The 13,552-nt window shown below is 69.3% G+C and carries 15 protein-coding genes; 6 read left to right on the top strand and 9 right to left on the bottom strand.

The features are described 5' to 3' along the window. Positions 1 to 77 precede the first annotated feature (77 nt). Positions 78 to 1,889 carry a Xaa-Pro dipeptidyl-peptidase gene (locus DL990_RS23150; protein WP_125799869.1) on the bottom strand — a complete coding sequence of 604 codons (1,812 nt, stop codon included), beginning with the start codon at positions 1,887 to 1,889 and terminating at the stop codon, positions 78 to 80. Between the two features lie 82 nt (positions 1,890 to 1,971). On the opposite strand from DL990_RS23150, the gene DL990_RS23145 reads away from it, so the two are divergent. After that, positions 1,972 to 3,537 (top strand): DUF4139 domain-containing protein, encoded by a 1,566-nt coding sequence (locus tag DL990_RS23145; RefSeq protein ID WP_125785392.1) that lies wholly within the window; start codon positions 1,972 to 1,974, stop codon positions 3,535 to 3,537. Between the two features lie 80 nt (positions 3,538 to 3,617). On the opposite strand, the gene DL990_RS23140 is transcribed toward DL990_RS23145, so the two are convergent. Genes DL990_RS23140 through DL990_RS23130 form a run of 3 tightly spaced genes read right to left on the bottom strand, consistent with a single transcriptional unit; the run spans position 3,618 to position 5,508 of the window. Beyond that, positions 3,618 to 4,049, bottom strand: coding sequence for a CBS domain-containing protein (locus DL990_RS23140; RefSeq protein WP_125785391.1), 432 nt, complete (start codon positions 4,047 to 4,049; stop codon positions 3,618 to 3,620). Between the two features lie 47 nt (positions 4,050 to 4,096). Next, positions 4,097 to 4,579: a hypothetical protein gene (locus tag DL990_RS23135; RefSeq protein WP_125785390.1), complete on the bottom strand. Its 483-nt coding sequence runs from the start codon at positions 4,577 to 4,579 to the stop codon at positions 4,097 to 4,099. After that, entirely contained in the window at positions 4,576 to 5,508 is a 933-nt protein-coding gene (locus tag DL990_RS23130) for a neutral zinc metallopeptidase (RefSeq protein WP_125785389.1), read from the bottom strand. The genes DL990_RS23135 and DL990_RS23130 overlap by 4 nt, the downstream gene beginning before the upstream one ends. A gap of 85 nt (positions 5,509 to 5,593) precedes the next feature. On the opposite strand from DL990_RS23130, the gene DL990_RS23125 reads away from it, so the two are divergent. Next, positions 5,594 to 7,600: a prolyl oligopeptidase family protein gene (locus DL990_RS23125; RefSeq protein ID WP_125799868.1), complete on the top strand. Its 2,007-nt coding sequence runs from the start codon at positions 5,594 to 5,596 to the stop codon at positions 7,598 to 7,600. A gap of 46 nt (positions 7,601 to 7,646) precedes the next feature. Here DL990_RS23125 and DL990_RS23120 read toward each other — a convergent pair whose 3' ends face one another. Then, positions 7,647 to 7,961, bottom strand: coding sequence for a multidrug efflux SMR transporter (locus DL990_RS23120; RefSeq protein WP_125785387.1), 315 nt, complete (start codon positions 7,959 to 7,961; stop codon positions 7,647 to 7,649). Beyond that, positions 7,961 to 8,617: an FMN-dependent NADH-azoreductase gene (locus tag DL990_RS23115; RefSeq protein WP_125799867.1), complete on the bottom strand. Its 657-nt coding sequence runs from the start codon at positions 8,615 to 8,617 to the stop codon at positions 7,961 to 7,963. The genes DL990_RS23120 and DL990_RS23115 overlap by 1 nt, the downstream gene beginning before the upstream one ends. A 93-nt stretch (positions 8,618 to 8,710) precedes the next feature. Here DL990_RS23115 and DL990_RS23110 point away from each other — a divergent pair, with 93 nt between their 5' ends. Beyond that, positions 8,711 to 9,298 carry a TetR/AcrR family transcriptional regulator gene (locus DL990_RS23110; RefSeq protein ID WP_125799866.1) on the top strand — a complete coding sequence of 196 codons (588 nt, stop codon included), beginning with the start codon at positions 8,711 to 8,713 and terminating at the stop codon, positions 9,296 to 9,298. On the opposite strand, the gene DL990_RS23105 is transcribed toward DL990_RS23110, so the two are convergent. Continuing rightward, entirely contained in the window at positions 9,299 to 9,697 is a 399-nt protein-coding gene (locus DL990_RS23105) for an SRPBCC domain-containing protein (RefSeq protein ID WP_125785384.1), read from the bottom strand. It lies immediately after the preceding gene. Between the two features lie 55 nt (positions 9,698 to 9,752). Here DL990_RS23105 and DL990_RS23100 point away from each other — a divergent pair, with 55 nt between their 5' ends. Genes DL990_RS23100 through DL990_RS23090 form a run of 3 tightly spaced genes read left to right on the top strand, consistent with a single transcriptional unit; the run spans position 9,753 to position 11,816 of the window. Further along, the gene (locus DL990_RS23100) at positions 9,753 to 10,352 is read left to right on the top strand and encodes an ABATE domain-containing protein (RefSeq protein ID WP_125799865.1); all 600 of its coding nucleotides are present in this window, start codon (positions 9,753 to 9,755) and stop codon (positions 10,350 to 10,352) included. An 18-nt stretch (positions 10,353 to 10,370) separates the two neighbouring features. Next, the gene (locus tag DL990_RS23095) at positions 10,371 to 11,420 is read left to right on the top strand and encodes a DUF2293 domain-containing protein (protein WP_125799864.1); all 1,050 of its coding nucleotides are present in this window, start codon (positions 10,371 to 10,373) and stop codon (positions 11,418 to 11,420) included. A gap of 39 nt (positions 11,421 to 11,459) precedes the next feature. Continuing rightward, positions 11,460 to 11,816, top strand: coding sequence for a DoxX family protein (locus tag DL990_RS23090; RefSeq protein ID WP_125785381.1), 357 nt, complete (start codon positions 11,460 to 11,462; stop codon positions 11,814 to 11,816). On the opposite strand, the gene DL990_RS23085 is transcribed toward DL990_RS23090, so the two are convergent. Together DL990_RS23085 and DL990_RS23080 are read right to left on the bottom strand one after the other, a co-directional pair. Next, the gene (locus tag DL990_RS23085; protein WP_125799863.1) at positions 11,804 to 12,466 is read right to left on the bottom strand and encodes a hypothetical protein; all 663 of its coding nucleotides are present in this window, start codon (positions 12,464 to 12,466) and stop codon (positions 11,804 to 11,806) included. The genes DL990_RS23090 and DL990_RS23085 overlap by 13 nt on opposite strands. Further along, the gene (locus tag DL990_RS23080) at positions 12,466 to 13,455 is read right to left on the bottom strand and encodes a PQQ-binding-like beta-propeller repeat protein (RefSeq protein ID WP_125799862.1); all 990 of its coding nucleotides are present in this window, start codon (positions 13,453 to 13,455) and stop codon (positions 12,466 to 12,468) included. The genes DL990_RS23085 and DL990_RS23080 overlap by 1 nt, the downstream gene beginning before the upstream one ends. Between the last annotated feature and the right edge of the window lie 97 nt (positions 13,456 to 13,552).

Genomic DNA, 13,552 nt, shown 5'->3' with positions numbered 1-13,552 from the left:
GCACATCGATGACGTAGTGAAGGCCTCCTTCCCTACCCTCAGGGTAAGGAAGGAGGCCTTCACGGAAGTGGGCTCGCTCAGCCGAAAGCGGCTCGCAGCGCGGGCTTGCCCCCCGCCACCGGCAGCACCAGCGAGGTCCGGTTCAGCTCGACCGAGACACCGGCGCCGGGCTTGGGCCGGAGCGTGTAGTCGTGGTCGCTGGAGGCCACCAGGAACTCGATCTTGTGCCCGGCAGCGAGCAGGTAGTCCTTCGCGACCAGCTCGACCTCGACCTTGTAGTTCTCACCAGGGGTGATCGGCTCGGTGCGGGCGGGGTCGCGCCGGTTCTGCGGGTCGGTCCAGCCGCGGGTGATCACCTTCGCCGTCCCGTCCGGAGCGCGGTCGAGGAGCACCGCGGTCACGTTCGCGGCCGGCTTGTCGAAGGACAGCGACAGGTCGGTCTTCACAGTTCCGGAGAGACGCACGGGCTGCTTCGCCGCGGTGGTCGCGTAGAGCAGCCGGTTGCCCGACGACGTCGCGGCGGCGAGCTGCTCGATGGTCTTGCTCGCGTCGTCCGCCAGCGTCTCGACCGCGGCCTTGCCCGGAACGGGGTTGCGCGTGTCGAGCTTGCCCTTCGAGGAACCACCGGGCCACGGGTAGAGCTTCACGTCCTGGGTGCCGGGCAGCGGCCACTCCGGCTCGTCCACCCACGTCTTGTCCTCACGCTGGATGGTGGCCTTCGGCTCGCGCTCGATGCCGTTGTCCACGTCGTAGAGGTAGTGCGACATCCACTTGTTCAGGGTGGCGAGCCAGACGTCGCGGCGAAGGCTGTACGGGTCGGCGTGCCCGGCCTGGTGCAGCCAGATCTTGTGCTCGACCCCGTGCCGCTTGAGCATTTCGTACCAGCGGGTGCCCTGGTCGGTCTTGACGTTCCAGTCGCCGAAGCCGTGCACCACGAGCACCGAAGCGCGCACCTTGTTCACGTCGTTGCGGTAGTTGCGCACGTCCCAGAAGCGGCTGTAGTCACCGGTCACCCGGTCCTGGTCGACCGCGATGCTGTCGATCAGCGGGCGGCAGACGGCGCGATCCTGGCGGGTGTAGACGTAATCCGCGAGCACGTCCGCGTCCTCGCCCTGGAAACCGCCGGCCGCGACGACGGCGCCGTCGTTGCGGTAGTAGTCGTACCAGCTGGAGATCGCCGCGATCGGGACGATCGTCTCCAGCCCCTCGACGCCCGTGCTGGCCACGGCGTTGGGCAGCGTCCCGTTGTAGGAGACGCCCATCATGCCGGTCTTGCCGGTGCTCCAGTCCGCGACGGCGGCCTTGCCCGCCGCGTCACGGGCCGTCGCACGGCCGTTCAGCCAGTCCACAATGGACTTCGCGCCGATGGTCTCGTTGACGTCGCCGGTGCTCGGGCAGCCGGTGGACTGGCCGCTGCCGAGCGACTCCCCGTACACCACGGCGAAACCGCGGGCGGTGAAGTAGTCCTGGTACCGCCAGCCGATCGGCGCCGGGTTCGGGCCGACGGTCTTGGTCGCGATCCGCGGGCCCGCGGCGGGCCGCTTCGCGCCGGGCACGTACAGCTCGACGTCGACGTTGTGGTTCGCGACGTCGTTTCCGCCCGCGTAATACGGGCTGGCCTGGTAGACGACCGGGACCTTCATGCCCTGCTGTGTCGCACGGGGCCGCACCACCTCCGCGTGCACGAGGTCGTCCTTGCCGTCGCCGTCGCTGTCGACCGGCGCGGTGACCCAGACGTTCTCCCGGATGACGTCGGCCGGGTCGAACACCGGTTGCGCCTGGCCGCCGGAGAAGACCGGCGCCGGTGGCGCGTCGGCTTGGGCAGGCAGCGCGGTCGCCGGAAGAACCAGGACGGCGGTGAACAAGGCGGCGAGTCTGGCGACTCTCACGTGACCCCCAAGGGCGGGCGGGCAAGACGCAGCTGAGGTTTCCGGCCACCCGAACGGGTGTCAAGAGACTAACGTCGGGGGCATGCCGAGCACCCTGGAAGCACCGATCGTCGCCGTCACCGTCTACCCGCACCACGCCCGGATCACGAGGCGGGCTTCGGCGGGCCTGGACGGGGAAACGCGCTTCGCTTTCGCGGGCCTGCCGTGGAACCTGGACACCGATTCGGTCCGTGTCACCGGGACCGGTCCGGCGGTCATCGCCGGGGTCGACGTCGCCGTCGAGCGTCATCCCGCCCCCGCGGACGTTTCCCTGCGCGCGCTGACCGAGCGACGGCGGGCCGATCAGGCGGTGGTGGACGAGGTCGCGGACGCTGTCGCCGCGGAGACCACGAAGGTCGATCTGCTGACCGGGGTGGCGAAGCGGAGTGGCGGCAGTTTCGCGAAGGCGCTCGCGGCGGGTACGGCGGAGCCGCCCCGGGTCGCCGAAGTCACCGAGGCGCTCGGCGCGCAACTCGCCGAGGCACTGGGGAAGCGCCGCGAACTCGGCATCCGCCTCGCCCGGCTCCGTGACGACCTCAAGGCGCTGGACCGGGAGATCGAGGCGAAACAAGGCATGTCCGAAGTGGACAGTGCGACGGTCACGGTCGAAGTCGAGAGCCAGGAGGACGGCGCGGAGATCGGCCTCGAACTGTCCTATGTGGTCGCGAACGCGAGCTGGGAGCCCGGCTACGACGTCCGCGTCCGCGGTGAAGACGTCTCGGTGACCTGGTACGGGCGGATCACCCAGCACACCGGGGAGGACTGGCCGGAATGCGAGCTGGCCCTGTCCACCGCGCGGCCGGCGAACACGGTGGAGGTACCGGAACTCGAACCGTGGTTCCTCGACCGCGTCCGGCCGGTCCAGCCGTTGATGGCGCGCGCCGCGTACGGCAGTGCCTCGCCCGCGGGCGGTGGGATCCCGGAGTCGGTGGGCATGGCCGCCCCCGCGGCGCCGCCGATGGCGATGCGGACCGCGTCCGTCGAACAGGGCACCACCGCGGTCACCTACCGGCCGGGACGTCCGGTGGCGGTGCCGTCGGGAGCGCAGGGTCACCGCACGACGCTCGCGCAGCTGGAGCTGACGGCGAAACTGGGTTATGTCACCGCTCCGGCGGTGTCAGGCGAGGCGTACCTGCGGGCGGCCGTGGTCAACACCTCGGAGCACACGCTGCGGCCTGGGAAGGCGTCGGTTTTCCACGAGACGGAGTTCGTCGGCACCACACGGCTGGACGTCTGGGCGCCGGGTGAGGAACTCGAACTCGCCCTCGGCGTGGACGACCGGATCCGGGTCGACCGGGAACTCGCGCACCGCTCGGCGAGCAAGGCGACGCTGTCCGGCGCCCGGAAACGGGAGGCCGCCTACACCACGACGATCGTCAACCACAGCCCGCGCGAAGCCGTCGTGACCGTGCTGGACCAGGCACCGGTCTCCCGGGACGACGCGATCACCGTCCGCGACGTGCGCACCGTGCCGGAGCCGGTGGAGCGGACCGAACTGGGCGAGTTCACCTGGCGGCTGACGCTCGCTCCGGGCGCGAAGGGTGTCGTGACGCTCGGGTACCGGGTGGACGTCGCGAAGGGTGTCGAGCTGTCGGGGTGGCGAGAGTAGCCGTCCCCGCTGCAATGAAGGGGCCTTTCATAGCAAAATTTGCTATGAAAGGCCCCTTCATTGCGCTTGGCAAGCCCGGCTCAGCCCTGCGAGATGTACGCCTCCAGCTGTTCCTGACTCTTCTCCAGCTGTTCCATCCGGGTCTTCACGACGTCGCCGATGCTCACGATCCCCGCCAGCCTGCCGTCCACCACGACCGGGACGTGCCGGATGCGGCGTTCGGTCATCAGGACGGACAGCTGATCGACCGAGTCCTCGGGAGTGCAGCTGGCGACCATCTTCGTCATGATCGCGGCGACCGATCCGTCGAGCAGCTGGGGTCCGCGCTCGTTGAGCCGCCGCACCACGTCCCGTTCGGAGACGATGCCGACGATCCCGCCCTCGGCGTCGACGACCACGAGGGCGCCGACGTTGTGCTCCGCGAGTCTCTCGAGCAGTTCGGTTACGTTCGTCTCCGGCGAGACGGTCGCGACGGCCGCCCCCTTGTTCCGCAACAGATCGGAAATCCGCATACGCGCTCCTCCCGGATGGGTGACCTGAGTCACTCCAGGTTATGGCCTCACCGCCCTGCGCGAAAGTCCGGAGAGTCCGGTTCCATCCCCAATCTGGTCGCGAGCGCGGCGTAGGCCTGGACGATCCCGGCGCCGTACGGGTCGTCGCCGAGCGCGCCGAGGGTGCCCCGCCCGAGCTCCCACTGGGCCTTCGCGGACTCGTGATCACCGAGTTTGCGGTAGTCCTCGGCGAGGTTCAGGTGCAGCGACGGGTAGAAACCGCGCACGGCCAGCGTCGCGTGGTACTCCTTGGCGCGTTCGTCGGTGAGCGAATCGGCCGCCGCGAGCGCGCGGAGATCCCAGGCGAGTTCGTCGGCAGGGTCGTCGCAGACGTCGGCCATGTAGTGCGCGAGCGCGCACCGGTGCAGCGGGTCGCCGTCCTCGCCGATCCGCTCCCACAGCGCCGCGAACCTCTCGCGCGCGCCGACGCGATCACCGGAGATGTGCAGCTGGAGGCCGGTGTTGATCTCCGCCATCACGTCGTCGGTCATTTGACGTCCGAGGCCGGGGCCGCCCAGGTGTTGCACGCCGACGTCGTCTTCCCGGAGAAGCCTGCCTTCGCCCATTTCAGCTGGTTACGGCGGCTGCCGTGGGTGTCGCTGTCGTCGGCGCGGCCGTAGTCGTCGAGGGCCGCGTTGGCCAGCGACCTGCTGATCGAACCGCGTCCGGCGGCCGCCGCGAGGGCGAGCGCGCCGAAGCAGTTCGCCTGCAGTTCGATGCGGCGGACCAGTTCCTTGTCCGCCGGCGCGTTCTCCTCCGGCGACGACATCTTCTCCGCGGCCGCCGACAGGATCCCGCTGGACCGCTGGACGTGGTGCCCGTACTCGTGGGCCATCGTCGCGAGGTGACGGGACCGTTCGAGGCCCGCGTCGCCCAGCATCCACTCGGTCGGCGCGTAGATCGTGGTGTCGCCGCCGCAGTAGTAGGCGACGGCCTCGTTCTCGCCCGGCGCCTTCCCGCAGGCGCTGGTCTCGGGCAGCGTCACCTGCACGGTCACCGTCAGCGCGGGCTCGTTCGCCTGGTCCAAGGCGGGTTTCCAGGCTTCGGCCAAGCACGTCACGAATGTCTTGTAATAGGTCTCCAGCTTCGCGGGCTCGCGGCTGATCCCGGGCAGGCGGCAGGTGACCGCGCCGAGCGCGACACCGTCGGCCAGCAGCGGGTTCGTCTCCAGTTCCCGGACCTCCTTGGGCGCGGGTTTCGCGTTCCCTGCCGGAGCCTTGGCGCCTTCCGAGGTGTACTGGCCGGACACCGGGAAGGCCTGGCCGTCGATCTTCCGCGGCCCGCCCGCCATCGCCATCCCGGTGGTGGTCAGGGCGGCGACGATGAGCAGACCGACCACGGCGGCCCCCGTGTTGCGGGGGCTTTCGGGACGACCCGGCGAGGGCGCGAACGGTCTGGGTACCTCGTCGGTGCCGGTCATGGTGTCCCCCAAACGTGCGAGCCCACAGCATACGGAATGCCACACCTGGTGGCGCCGGGACGGAACACCCGGCGAGACTGTCAGCATGAGTGACGAGGACCCGTACCTGTGGCTGGAAGACGTGACCGGCGAAGAAGCGCTGGACTGGGTGCGAGCCCACAACGCCGAAGCTCTGGAGGAACTGGCGGGCGGCGAACGGTTCGCCGGGATCCGTGACGAGGTCCGCGAGGTCCTCGACGCCGACGACCGGATTCCCTACATCCGGCGCCGCGGCGAATACCTGTACAACTTCTGGCAGGACTCGGCCAACCCCCGCGGCCTGTGGCGCCGCACCACCCTGGAGCAGTACCGGCTCGACACGCCGGAGTGGGAGCTCCTGCTCGACGTCGACGCGCTGGCCGAGGCCGACGGCGAGAACTGGGTGTGGCAGGGCGCGGCCGTCCTCCGGCCGGGTTACCAGCGCGCGCTGGTCGAACTGTCGCGGGGCGGCGCCGACGCGACCGTGGTCCGCGAGTTCGACCTCGCCGAGCGACGCTTCGTCGAAGACGGGTTCTTCGTGCCCGAGGCCAAGACCCGGATCGGCTGGATCGACCGCGACCGCGTCTACATCGGCACCGACTTCGGGACCGGGACGCTGACCAGTTCGGGCTATCCGAGGCTGGCGAAGGAATGGCGGCGCGGCACCCCGCTCGAAGAGGCGACGGTGGTCTTCGAGGGCAAGCCCGACGACGTCTCGGTGTCCGCCCACCACGACCCGACCGAGGGCTGGGAACGCGACTTCGTCTACCGCTCGATCGACTTCTACCGCACGGAAAGGTATCTCCGGACGCCTGGCGGGCTCGAACGCATCGAGGTCCCCGAAGACGCGCAGACGTCTTCACACCGCGAGTGGCTGCTGATCCGGCTTCGCTCGGACTGGACCGTCGAGGGCACGACGTACCCCTCCGGCACCCTGCTCGCCTCCGGGTTCGACGCGTTCATGGCGGGTGAGCGCACCTTCACAACCCTTTTCACCCCGGACGCGCACACGTCGCTGGAGTACTGGGCCTGGACGCACAACCACCTGTTGCTCTCGACGCTGTCTGACGTCCGGACGGAACTGCGCGTGCTCACGCCGTCCGACGGCTGGAGCTCGCAGCCGCTCGCCGGCGCCCCGGAACTGGGCACCGCGCAGATCACCGGCACGGACCCCGACGTCAGCGACGAATACCTGCTCGACTCCAGCGGCTACACCCAGCCGTCGACACTGAACTACGGGCACGTCGGTGGCGAGGTCGAGGTCCTCAAGCGCGCCCCCTCGTTCTTCGACAGCGAGGGCATGACGGTCTCGCAGTACTTCGCGACCTCCGAAGACGGCACGAAGATCCCGTACTTCGTCGTACGCCCCTCCGGCGCTGAAGGCGGCCCGACGCTGCTGACCGGCTACGGCGGCTTCGAGGTCTCGCTGACCCCCGGCTACAGCGGTGTCATCGGCCGCGGCTGGCTCTCGCGCGGCGGCACCTACGTCGTCGCGAACATCCGAGGCGGCGGCGAGTACGGGCCGGACTGGCACACCTCGGTGACCAAAGCCAAGCGGTACAAGGTCTACGAAGACTTTTCGGCCGTCGCCGCCGACCTCGTCGAACGCGGCATCAGCGAGCCTGCCCGCCTCGGCATCCAGGGCGGCAGCAACGGCGGGCTGCTGATGGGCGTCATGCTGACGCGCTACCCGCGGCTGTTCGGCGCGATCGTGAGCCAAGTGCCGCTGCTGGACATGAAGCGCTATCACAAACTCCTCGCGGGCGCGTCGTGGATGGCCGAGTACGGCGACCCCGACGACCCGGCGGAATGGGACTTCATCGGGAAGTACTCGCCGTACCAGAACGTGCGCGGCGAAGGCGAGTACCCGCCGGTCCTGTTCGTCACGTCCACCCGGGACGACCGGGTGCATCCCGCCCACGCGCGCAAGATGGTCGCGCGGATGCGGGAGCAGGGACACGACGTGCGGTACCACGAGAACATCGAGGGCGGTCACGGCGCGGCGGCCGACAACGAGCAACTGGCGTTCAAATGGGCGCTGATGCTCGAATTCCTGTGGGAGAAGCTGGCCTGACCCGCCGGGAAGGGGACTTCCCGGCGAGAAAGTCCCCTTCCCGAGGTCACTCCGCCACCTTCGCCAGCACCACCCCTCCGACGATCAGCGCCATCGCCGCGAACCGCCCGAAGCTGAGCGGGTCCTTGTGGATCACGATGCCGAACACGATCGCGCCCACCGCGCCGATGCCGGTGAACACGGCGTACGCGGTCCCCACCGGGAGCGAGTCCATCGCCTTCGACAGCAGGTAGACCGCGGCGACGCCGAGCACGAAGCACAGCACGGTCGGCCAGAACCGGGTGAAGTTCTCCGTCGGCTTGATGCTCTGCGACCAGGCGACCTCGACGACTCCGGCCAGGAGCAGGATTCCCCAGCCCATCAAGCTTCCCTTCCGGCCGAGGCCAGCTTTTCGGCGCCAAGGAGCGCCTGTTCCCGCGACGCGATCCGGTCGGGATCACGCGGGCTCAGCCGCGGGTCGACGAGAGCGTTCGTGAGTTCGGAATGCAGGAACGTGACGTCGCGGACGTCGTAGTGACCGGCGAAGAAGTCACGCAGGTAGCGCTCGTGATGGTCGACCGGCTCCCGCGGAGTGCCGGGCAGGTACGTGCCACCACGCGCTCCCGCGACCACGAAAGCCTTGCCCGCCAAGGACATCTTCGGGAACGTCACCTGGTCGATCCACAGTTTGAGCGTCGCGGGGACCGAGAAGTTGTACATCGGCGCCCCGATCAGCACGACGGCGACGACGAGCAGTTCGGCCAGGAGCGGCTCGATGATCGCCCAGGCCTCGCGCTGCTCCGGTGTCTTCACCACCGAGGCGTAGCCGTCCGGATCGGTGATCCCGTTCCGGAGGAGCGCGTCGCAGATCTCGGTCCATGCCTGGCCGATCGGCGGCACCGGATCGGCGGCCACGTCGCGATAGGTGTAGCCGGCGCCCGGGTTCGCGGCAAGCCAGGTCTCGGCGAAACGAGCACTCAGCTCGCGGGAGAACGACGCGCTGCGGGCACTGGAGTCGAGGTGGAGAAGGTGGCTCATCGGGGCCTCCCGGACCAGGAAGTGGACACGACGTCCACTTGCTTCGACGGGTACAAGTGGACGCCGTGTCCGGATATTCCCTAGGCTGCGGACATGCCGACGGAAGACCTGCTCGCGGACAACTCGGGACGGGAACGCTCGGACGCCGCCCGCAACCGCGCGAAGATCCTGAAGGCCGCCGAAGAGCTCTTCGCCGCACGTCCGGCCTCGGACGTCACCATGGAGGACATCGCCAAAGCGGCCGGAGTCGGCCGGGCGACGCTGTACCGCCGCTATCCGGACCGCTCGGCGATCGCCGTCGCCCTGCTGGACGAACACGAGCGGGAGCTCCAGGAGCGACTGCTCACCGGCCCTCCCCCGCTGGGCCCTGGCGCGCCGCCCGCCGAGCGGCTGGCCGCGTTCTACGCGGCGATGATCGGACTACTCGCGCGGCACGCGCATCTCGTCCTCGGCACCGAGGTCGGGCATTCGCGGTTCACCAGCGGGCCGTACCGGCTGTGGCGCACGCACGTCCGTCTCCTCGCCGAGGAGGCGAACTCGAAGGATCCCGACGCGCTCGCCGACATCCTGCTGGCACCGCTGGCCGCGGACGTGTTCCTCCACCAAACAGGCGAACTCGGCCTGAGCGCCGAACGGATCACCGACGCACTGGCCGAGCAGGCACGGCGAGCGCTGGCCTGATCAGCCGGCGAGGCCGTCGGCGACGAGCTTCATCACGGCCTGCCAGTGCTCACGCTGAGCGGCGCGTTCTTCCGGCCCGGCGAGCCGCTCCTGATGGAAGACCACGACCGTCTTGTCCGGCCCCGCCGGACGGAGCCCCACCTGGACCGTGCTCTCGTGGTCCCAGTCCTTCGGCCGCCAGGTGAGGCGGATCTTCTCCTGCTCGCGGTAGCCGCGAACCTCACCGACAGTGCCCTCCGCCGTCTCGTACGGCGCACCCTTCTCCGACCCCAGCCGCACGTCGCCCAGCCAGGCCGCGAGGCCCGGACCCGAGAGGTACTCCCAAACCTGCGCCAGCGGATACGCCATCGTCTTGGACACGCCGATCTCCCAGCCCGCGTCCTTCGTCTTCCCGATCATCACGCCTCCGCCGTAACCATCTTACCTGGTTTCCGAAACCGACTATAGTGGTTACATGACTCCGGGAACAAGACTGCTCGTCAGCGCCCAGGGTGAGCGCTATCGGTTCGATCCGGGCAGCCTCAGCCTCGAACTCATGCTGACCGGCGGTCCCGGCCCGTACGAGCGCTACGAGAGCGCGCATACTCCGTCCGATCTGGCCGAGTGGTTCACCGGCTCCCGGCTGGCACTGACCGCTCCCCTGACCGACGTCCGGATCAAGCCCGCCGAACTCGCCGCGCTCAAGGAACTCCGCGACACGCTCTACCGCGTCGCGCCCGCCCTCGCCCGTGGCGAAACGCCGTCGGACGAAGACCTCGCCTTGCTGAACAGCGCGACCGAGGCGACCCCGAGGCCTCTCGTCGACCCGAAGACCCGGCGGCTCGCCTGGGCGCCACCCGTCACCGGGAAGCAACTCCTCGGCGCCGTCGCCCGCGACGCCATCGGACTCGTCGCGGGCGAACGGTCCGGCCGGGTCCGCGAATGTTCCGCGGACGACTGCCACCTGCTGTTCTTCGACACCTCGCGCTCGGGCAACCGCCGCTGGTGCTCGATGGAACGCTGCGGCAACCGCGCCAAGATCCGGGCCTACCGCGCGCGGACCGAGACCGCCTGATCGCTAGGATTCCCGGCGATGCAAGGTGAGGCGAAACTGGAACAGCGCGTCGTGGAGACGGCGGAGAAACTGCTGTCCAAACGGAAATCGGTGACCGCGCTCGACATCCTGAGCGGCATCGGCTGGCTGCCGGAGAACGTGCTCAAAAGCTGGCAGCAGGGACGGATCCCCGATCTGTCCACGGCCTTGCCGGTGAGCGCGGAGAAACTGAACTTCGCCCTCGGCGCACTTCAAGGATGGGCGAAGGAAAAGGCCCTCGAAAGCTCCGAGATCGAGCATGTCGGCGCGACCCGCGACCGAGCTGTCCTCCGGGTGACTTCGGGCGAACTGGCCGGCCTCGAACCGCTGTTCCGGACGCAGTGGCTCATGCCGGGACTGTCCGAAGCGAAACGTGCGCAAGTCCTCGCCCGCCAACAGAAGGCGCCGGATCTCGTCGTCTCCGTGGCGCTGAAGGACTGGACGTGCGCCGACTGCGGCGGCACCGGCGACCTGCTGTTCATGGAGAACGAGAAGCCGCTCTGCCTCGACTGCGCCGACCTCGGTCACCTGGTCTTCCTGCCCTCGGGGGACACCGCGCTGACCCGCCGGGCCAAGAAGGCGAGCCGGCTTTCCGCCGTCGTCGTCCGTTTCAACCGGTCGAGGAAGCGGAGTGAGCGGCAAGGGCTCCTGGTCGAAGACGCGGCGTTGCGCGCCGCCGAAGAACAGTGCCTCGCGGACGAGGACGTCCGGGAACGACGCCGCGGACGGGATCGTGAGCGGCGCGCCGAGGAAGACGTCGAGTTCACCGCCCGGTTCCACACCGCGATCACGGAGATGTTCCCCTGCTGCCCGCCGGAACGAGCGCGCGCCATCGCCGAACACGCAGGCCGGCGCGGCAGCGGCCGGGTGGGCCGCTCCGCCGCCGGCCGGGAACTGGCCGAACGAGCGGTGTTCCTCGCCGTCGTCGCCTCGATCCGGCACCTGGACACCGAGTACGACGACCTCCTCATGGCAGGCGTGGAACGGCAGACCGCCCGCGACCGCATCCACTCCGCCATCGAAGCCGTGCTGGAACGCTGGCGAGCCTGACCGCTGTCACGTTCCGGGCGCGGGCCTCGTCCAGTGGGCATGTCCACCGCATATCTCACCCTCGCCATCCTGACGATCGTGATCAACGCCGGGATCGCCGCCGCCGACTTCGCGCGGATCCCGTTCGTCCTGAAGAACTCCGCCGAGGTCAACGTGCCTCAGTCCTGGATCCCGCCACTGGCTTCGCTGAAAGCCGCGGGCGCGGCCGGGCTGCTGCTCGGCCTGCTCGGGGTGCCGTACATCGGGACCGCGGCGGCCGCCGGGCTCGTGCTGTTCTACGTCGGCGCCGTCCTCACCCATGTGCGCGCCCGCGTCCTCTACAACATCGCCTTCCCCGCCGGGTTCCTCGCGCTGGCGGTGGCGACCTTCGTCCTCGATCTCGCTCAGACCAGGTAGGGAGCGAAGTGTTCGGCGACGACGTCCGCGACCGCCTCGGCGTCTGCTGAGCCGTCGATTTCCAGCACCCGGACGCCGAGGCTCTTCGCCGCGCGGACGGCGTCTTCGGCGACAAGACGGTCTCGCTCGATTCGGTTGCGTTGCGCGCGCTCGGGATCGCTGACCCGGTGCGCCACCGCGACGGCCCGCGGCAGCACGCGAAGCTGATGCTCGCGGAAACCGTCGGTGGGCACCATCACGATCATCCGCCGCGGTGAATCCAGGAGGGGCGTGACCAGTTCCGGGCGCAAACCCCAGCCCTCGGCGAGGATCGGGCGACCGGAGACCAACGCGCGCAGATCGTCCAGAGCCCATTCGAACCGCAACGGGAAGCCGGCGATCGTGTCGGCGGCCATCCGTTCGGGAGTGGGGTCGACCCAGACGGCGTCCGGGTCGGGATCCGCCGCGGGCAAACCGTTGCGGAGGCGGTGGGCCACGCGCCGGTCCTCGTGCGCGCGGGCGTCGTGGAAGTCGTAGTGATACACGGTGATGCCGTGACGACGCGCGAGAAGCCGGGACACGGTGGACTTTCCCGCCCACTGGCCGCCGCAGATCCAGAGCGCCCGTTTGAGCGTGCCGAACGGGTCGACGATTCCACTATCAGCTGTCATCAGAGCCTCCGGGCGTCGACGGCGAGTAAGGACCCCTTCGTGAGCAGAACGAACCTTGAAGGCGCTTGCTCGCGAAGGCCTCGGATCCGCTGGGTTATCCGGACGCGCTCGCTCACCGTTCCGGCCAAGTCGATCCGGAACAACAACCCGCCCTCGTCGGCGATCACGAACCCTCCGTCCGCGGAAGCGACCGAGGGGACGAACCGCCGATCGTGCCGGATCCTCCACTGCTCGGCGCCGTCCGACGCGTCGACCACTGTGTAGCCACCACGCCGCTCGGCCAGCCAGAGCAAGCCGCCACACAGGTCCACCGCTCTGGACGCGAGAGCGCGCTCGGAACGGACCACTGTCTCGGCTTTCGTCTCGGACAGGGCGATACGAACGACCAAGCGGTCACCGCACCGCACGAGGACGCCACCGTCGTCGTCCACACGAAAGGCCGGCCCGGTGTCGGGCCCGACCAATGGCTCCGGCAAGGGCCAGGTGACCAGTTCCCGGCCGTCACCTCGATCGATCAAACGTACGGAGTCGCCGCTCGGCTTTCCGAGGAGGAAACCGGCCTCGGTCGCTGCCGGACGGACCGTGCTTCCGCACTCTCTCGCCCGCCAACGCAAAGCACCGGTGCGGAGGTCCACCGCGGACAGTGGCGTATAGCCGCGCCAGCCGCCCACGAGCACGAGCTCTTCGTCTACGACGACATGACCGGCGAACGAGCCCGGCTCCGCCTGCCAGACGTCTTCGCCGGTTTCGACGTCCAGGCAGACCAGCCTGCTGCTGTTCTGCGGAACCACCAAGCAATACGGTTCGTCGATCACGATCGCACGCGGCCATGTCCCGACCGGGACATCCCAACGCACCGAGCCGCCGGCAGGCTCCAGGCCGACCAATCGCGTACTTCGCTCGTGCACGACCAGGTGGCGTGCGGTGGCCGCCATCGCGGACGGCGAACCGGCTTGATGCAGCGGCCGTTCCCAGCGGACATCGAACACGAGACCAGTTCAGCAGCGGACGGGCCACCGCACAACCGGGTTCACCGGCGCCTGCTCCGGCGAACGACGTCGGTCGTCCGCCGAAGCAGGCATCGGG

The organism is Amycolatopsis sp. WAC 01416, from assembly GCF_003947485.1.
GTDB lineage: Bacteria > Actinomycetota > Actinomycetes > Mycobacteriales > Pseudonocardiaceae > Amycolatopsis.
Note: the sequence above shows the minus strand (reverse complement) of the source record. Positions and strands in the feature narration are given on the sequence as shown.

Excerpts from the sequence above, each read along its gene's own strand:
- DL990_RS23145 (WP_125785392.1), top strand. The coding sequence starts at position 1,972 with ATGCCGAGCACCCTGGAAGCACCGATCGTCGCCGTCACCGTCTACCCG.
- DL990_RS23140 (WP_125785391.1), bottom strand. The coding sequence starts at position 4,049 with ATGCGGATTTCCGATCTGTTGCGGAACAAGGGGGCGGCCGTCGCGACC.
- DL990_RS23135 (WP_125785390.1), bottom strand. The coding sequence starts at position 4,579 with ATGACCGACGACGTGATGGCGGAGATCAACACCGGCCTCCAGCTGCAC.
- DL990_RS23130 (WP_125785389.1), bottom strand. The coding sequence starts at position 5,508 with ATGACCGGCACCGACGAGGTACCCAGACCGTTCGCGCCCTCGCCGGGT.
- DL990_RS23125 (WP_125799868.1), top strand. The coding sequence starts at position 5,594 with ATGAGTGACGAGGACCCGTACCTGTGGCTGGAAGACGTGACCGGCGAA.
- DL990_RS23120 (WP_125785387.1), bottom strand. The coding sequence starts at position 7,961 with ATGGGCTGGGGAATCCTGCTCCTGGCCGGAGTCGTCGAGGTCGCCTGG.
- DL990_RS23115 (WP_125799867.1), bottom strand. The coding sequence starts at position 8,617 with ATGAGCCACCTTCTCCACCTCGACTCCAGTGCCCGCAGCGCGTCGTTC.
- DL990_RS23110 (WP_125799866.1), top strand. The coding sequence starts at position 8,711 with ATGCCGACGGAAGACCTGCTCGCGGACAACTCGGGACGGGAACGCTCG.
- DL990_RS23105 (WP_125785384.1), bottom strand. The coding sequence starts at position 9,697 with ATGATCGGGAAGACGAAGGACGCGGGCTGGGAGATCGGCGTGTCCAAG.
- DL990_RS23100 (WP_125799865.1), top strand. The coding sequence starts at position 9,753 with ATGACTCCGGGAACAAGACTGCTCGTCAGCGCCCAGGGTGAGCGCTAT.
- DL990_RS23095 (WP_125799864.1), top strand. The coding sequence starts at position 10,371 with ATGCAAGGTGAGGCGAAACTGGAACAGCGCGTCGTGGAGACGGCGGAG.
- DL990_RS23090 (WP_125785381.1), top strand. The coding sequence starts at position 11,460 with ATGTCCACCGCATATCTCACCCTCGCCATCCTGACGATCGTGATCAAC.
- DL990_RS23085 (WP_125799863.1), bottom strand. The coding sequence starts at position 12,466 with ATGACAGCTGATAGTGGAATCGTCGACCCGTTCGGCACGCTCAAACGG.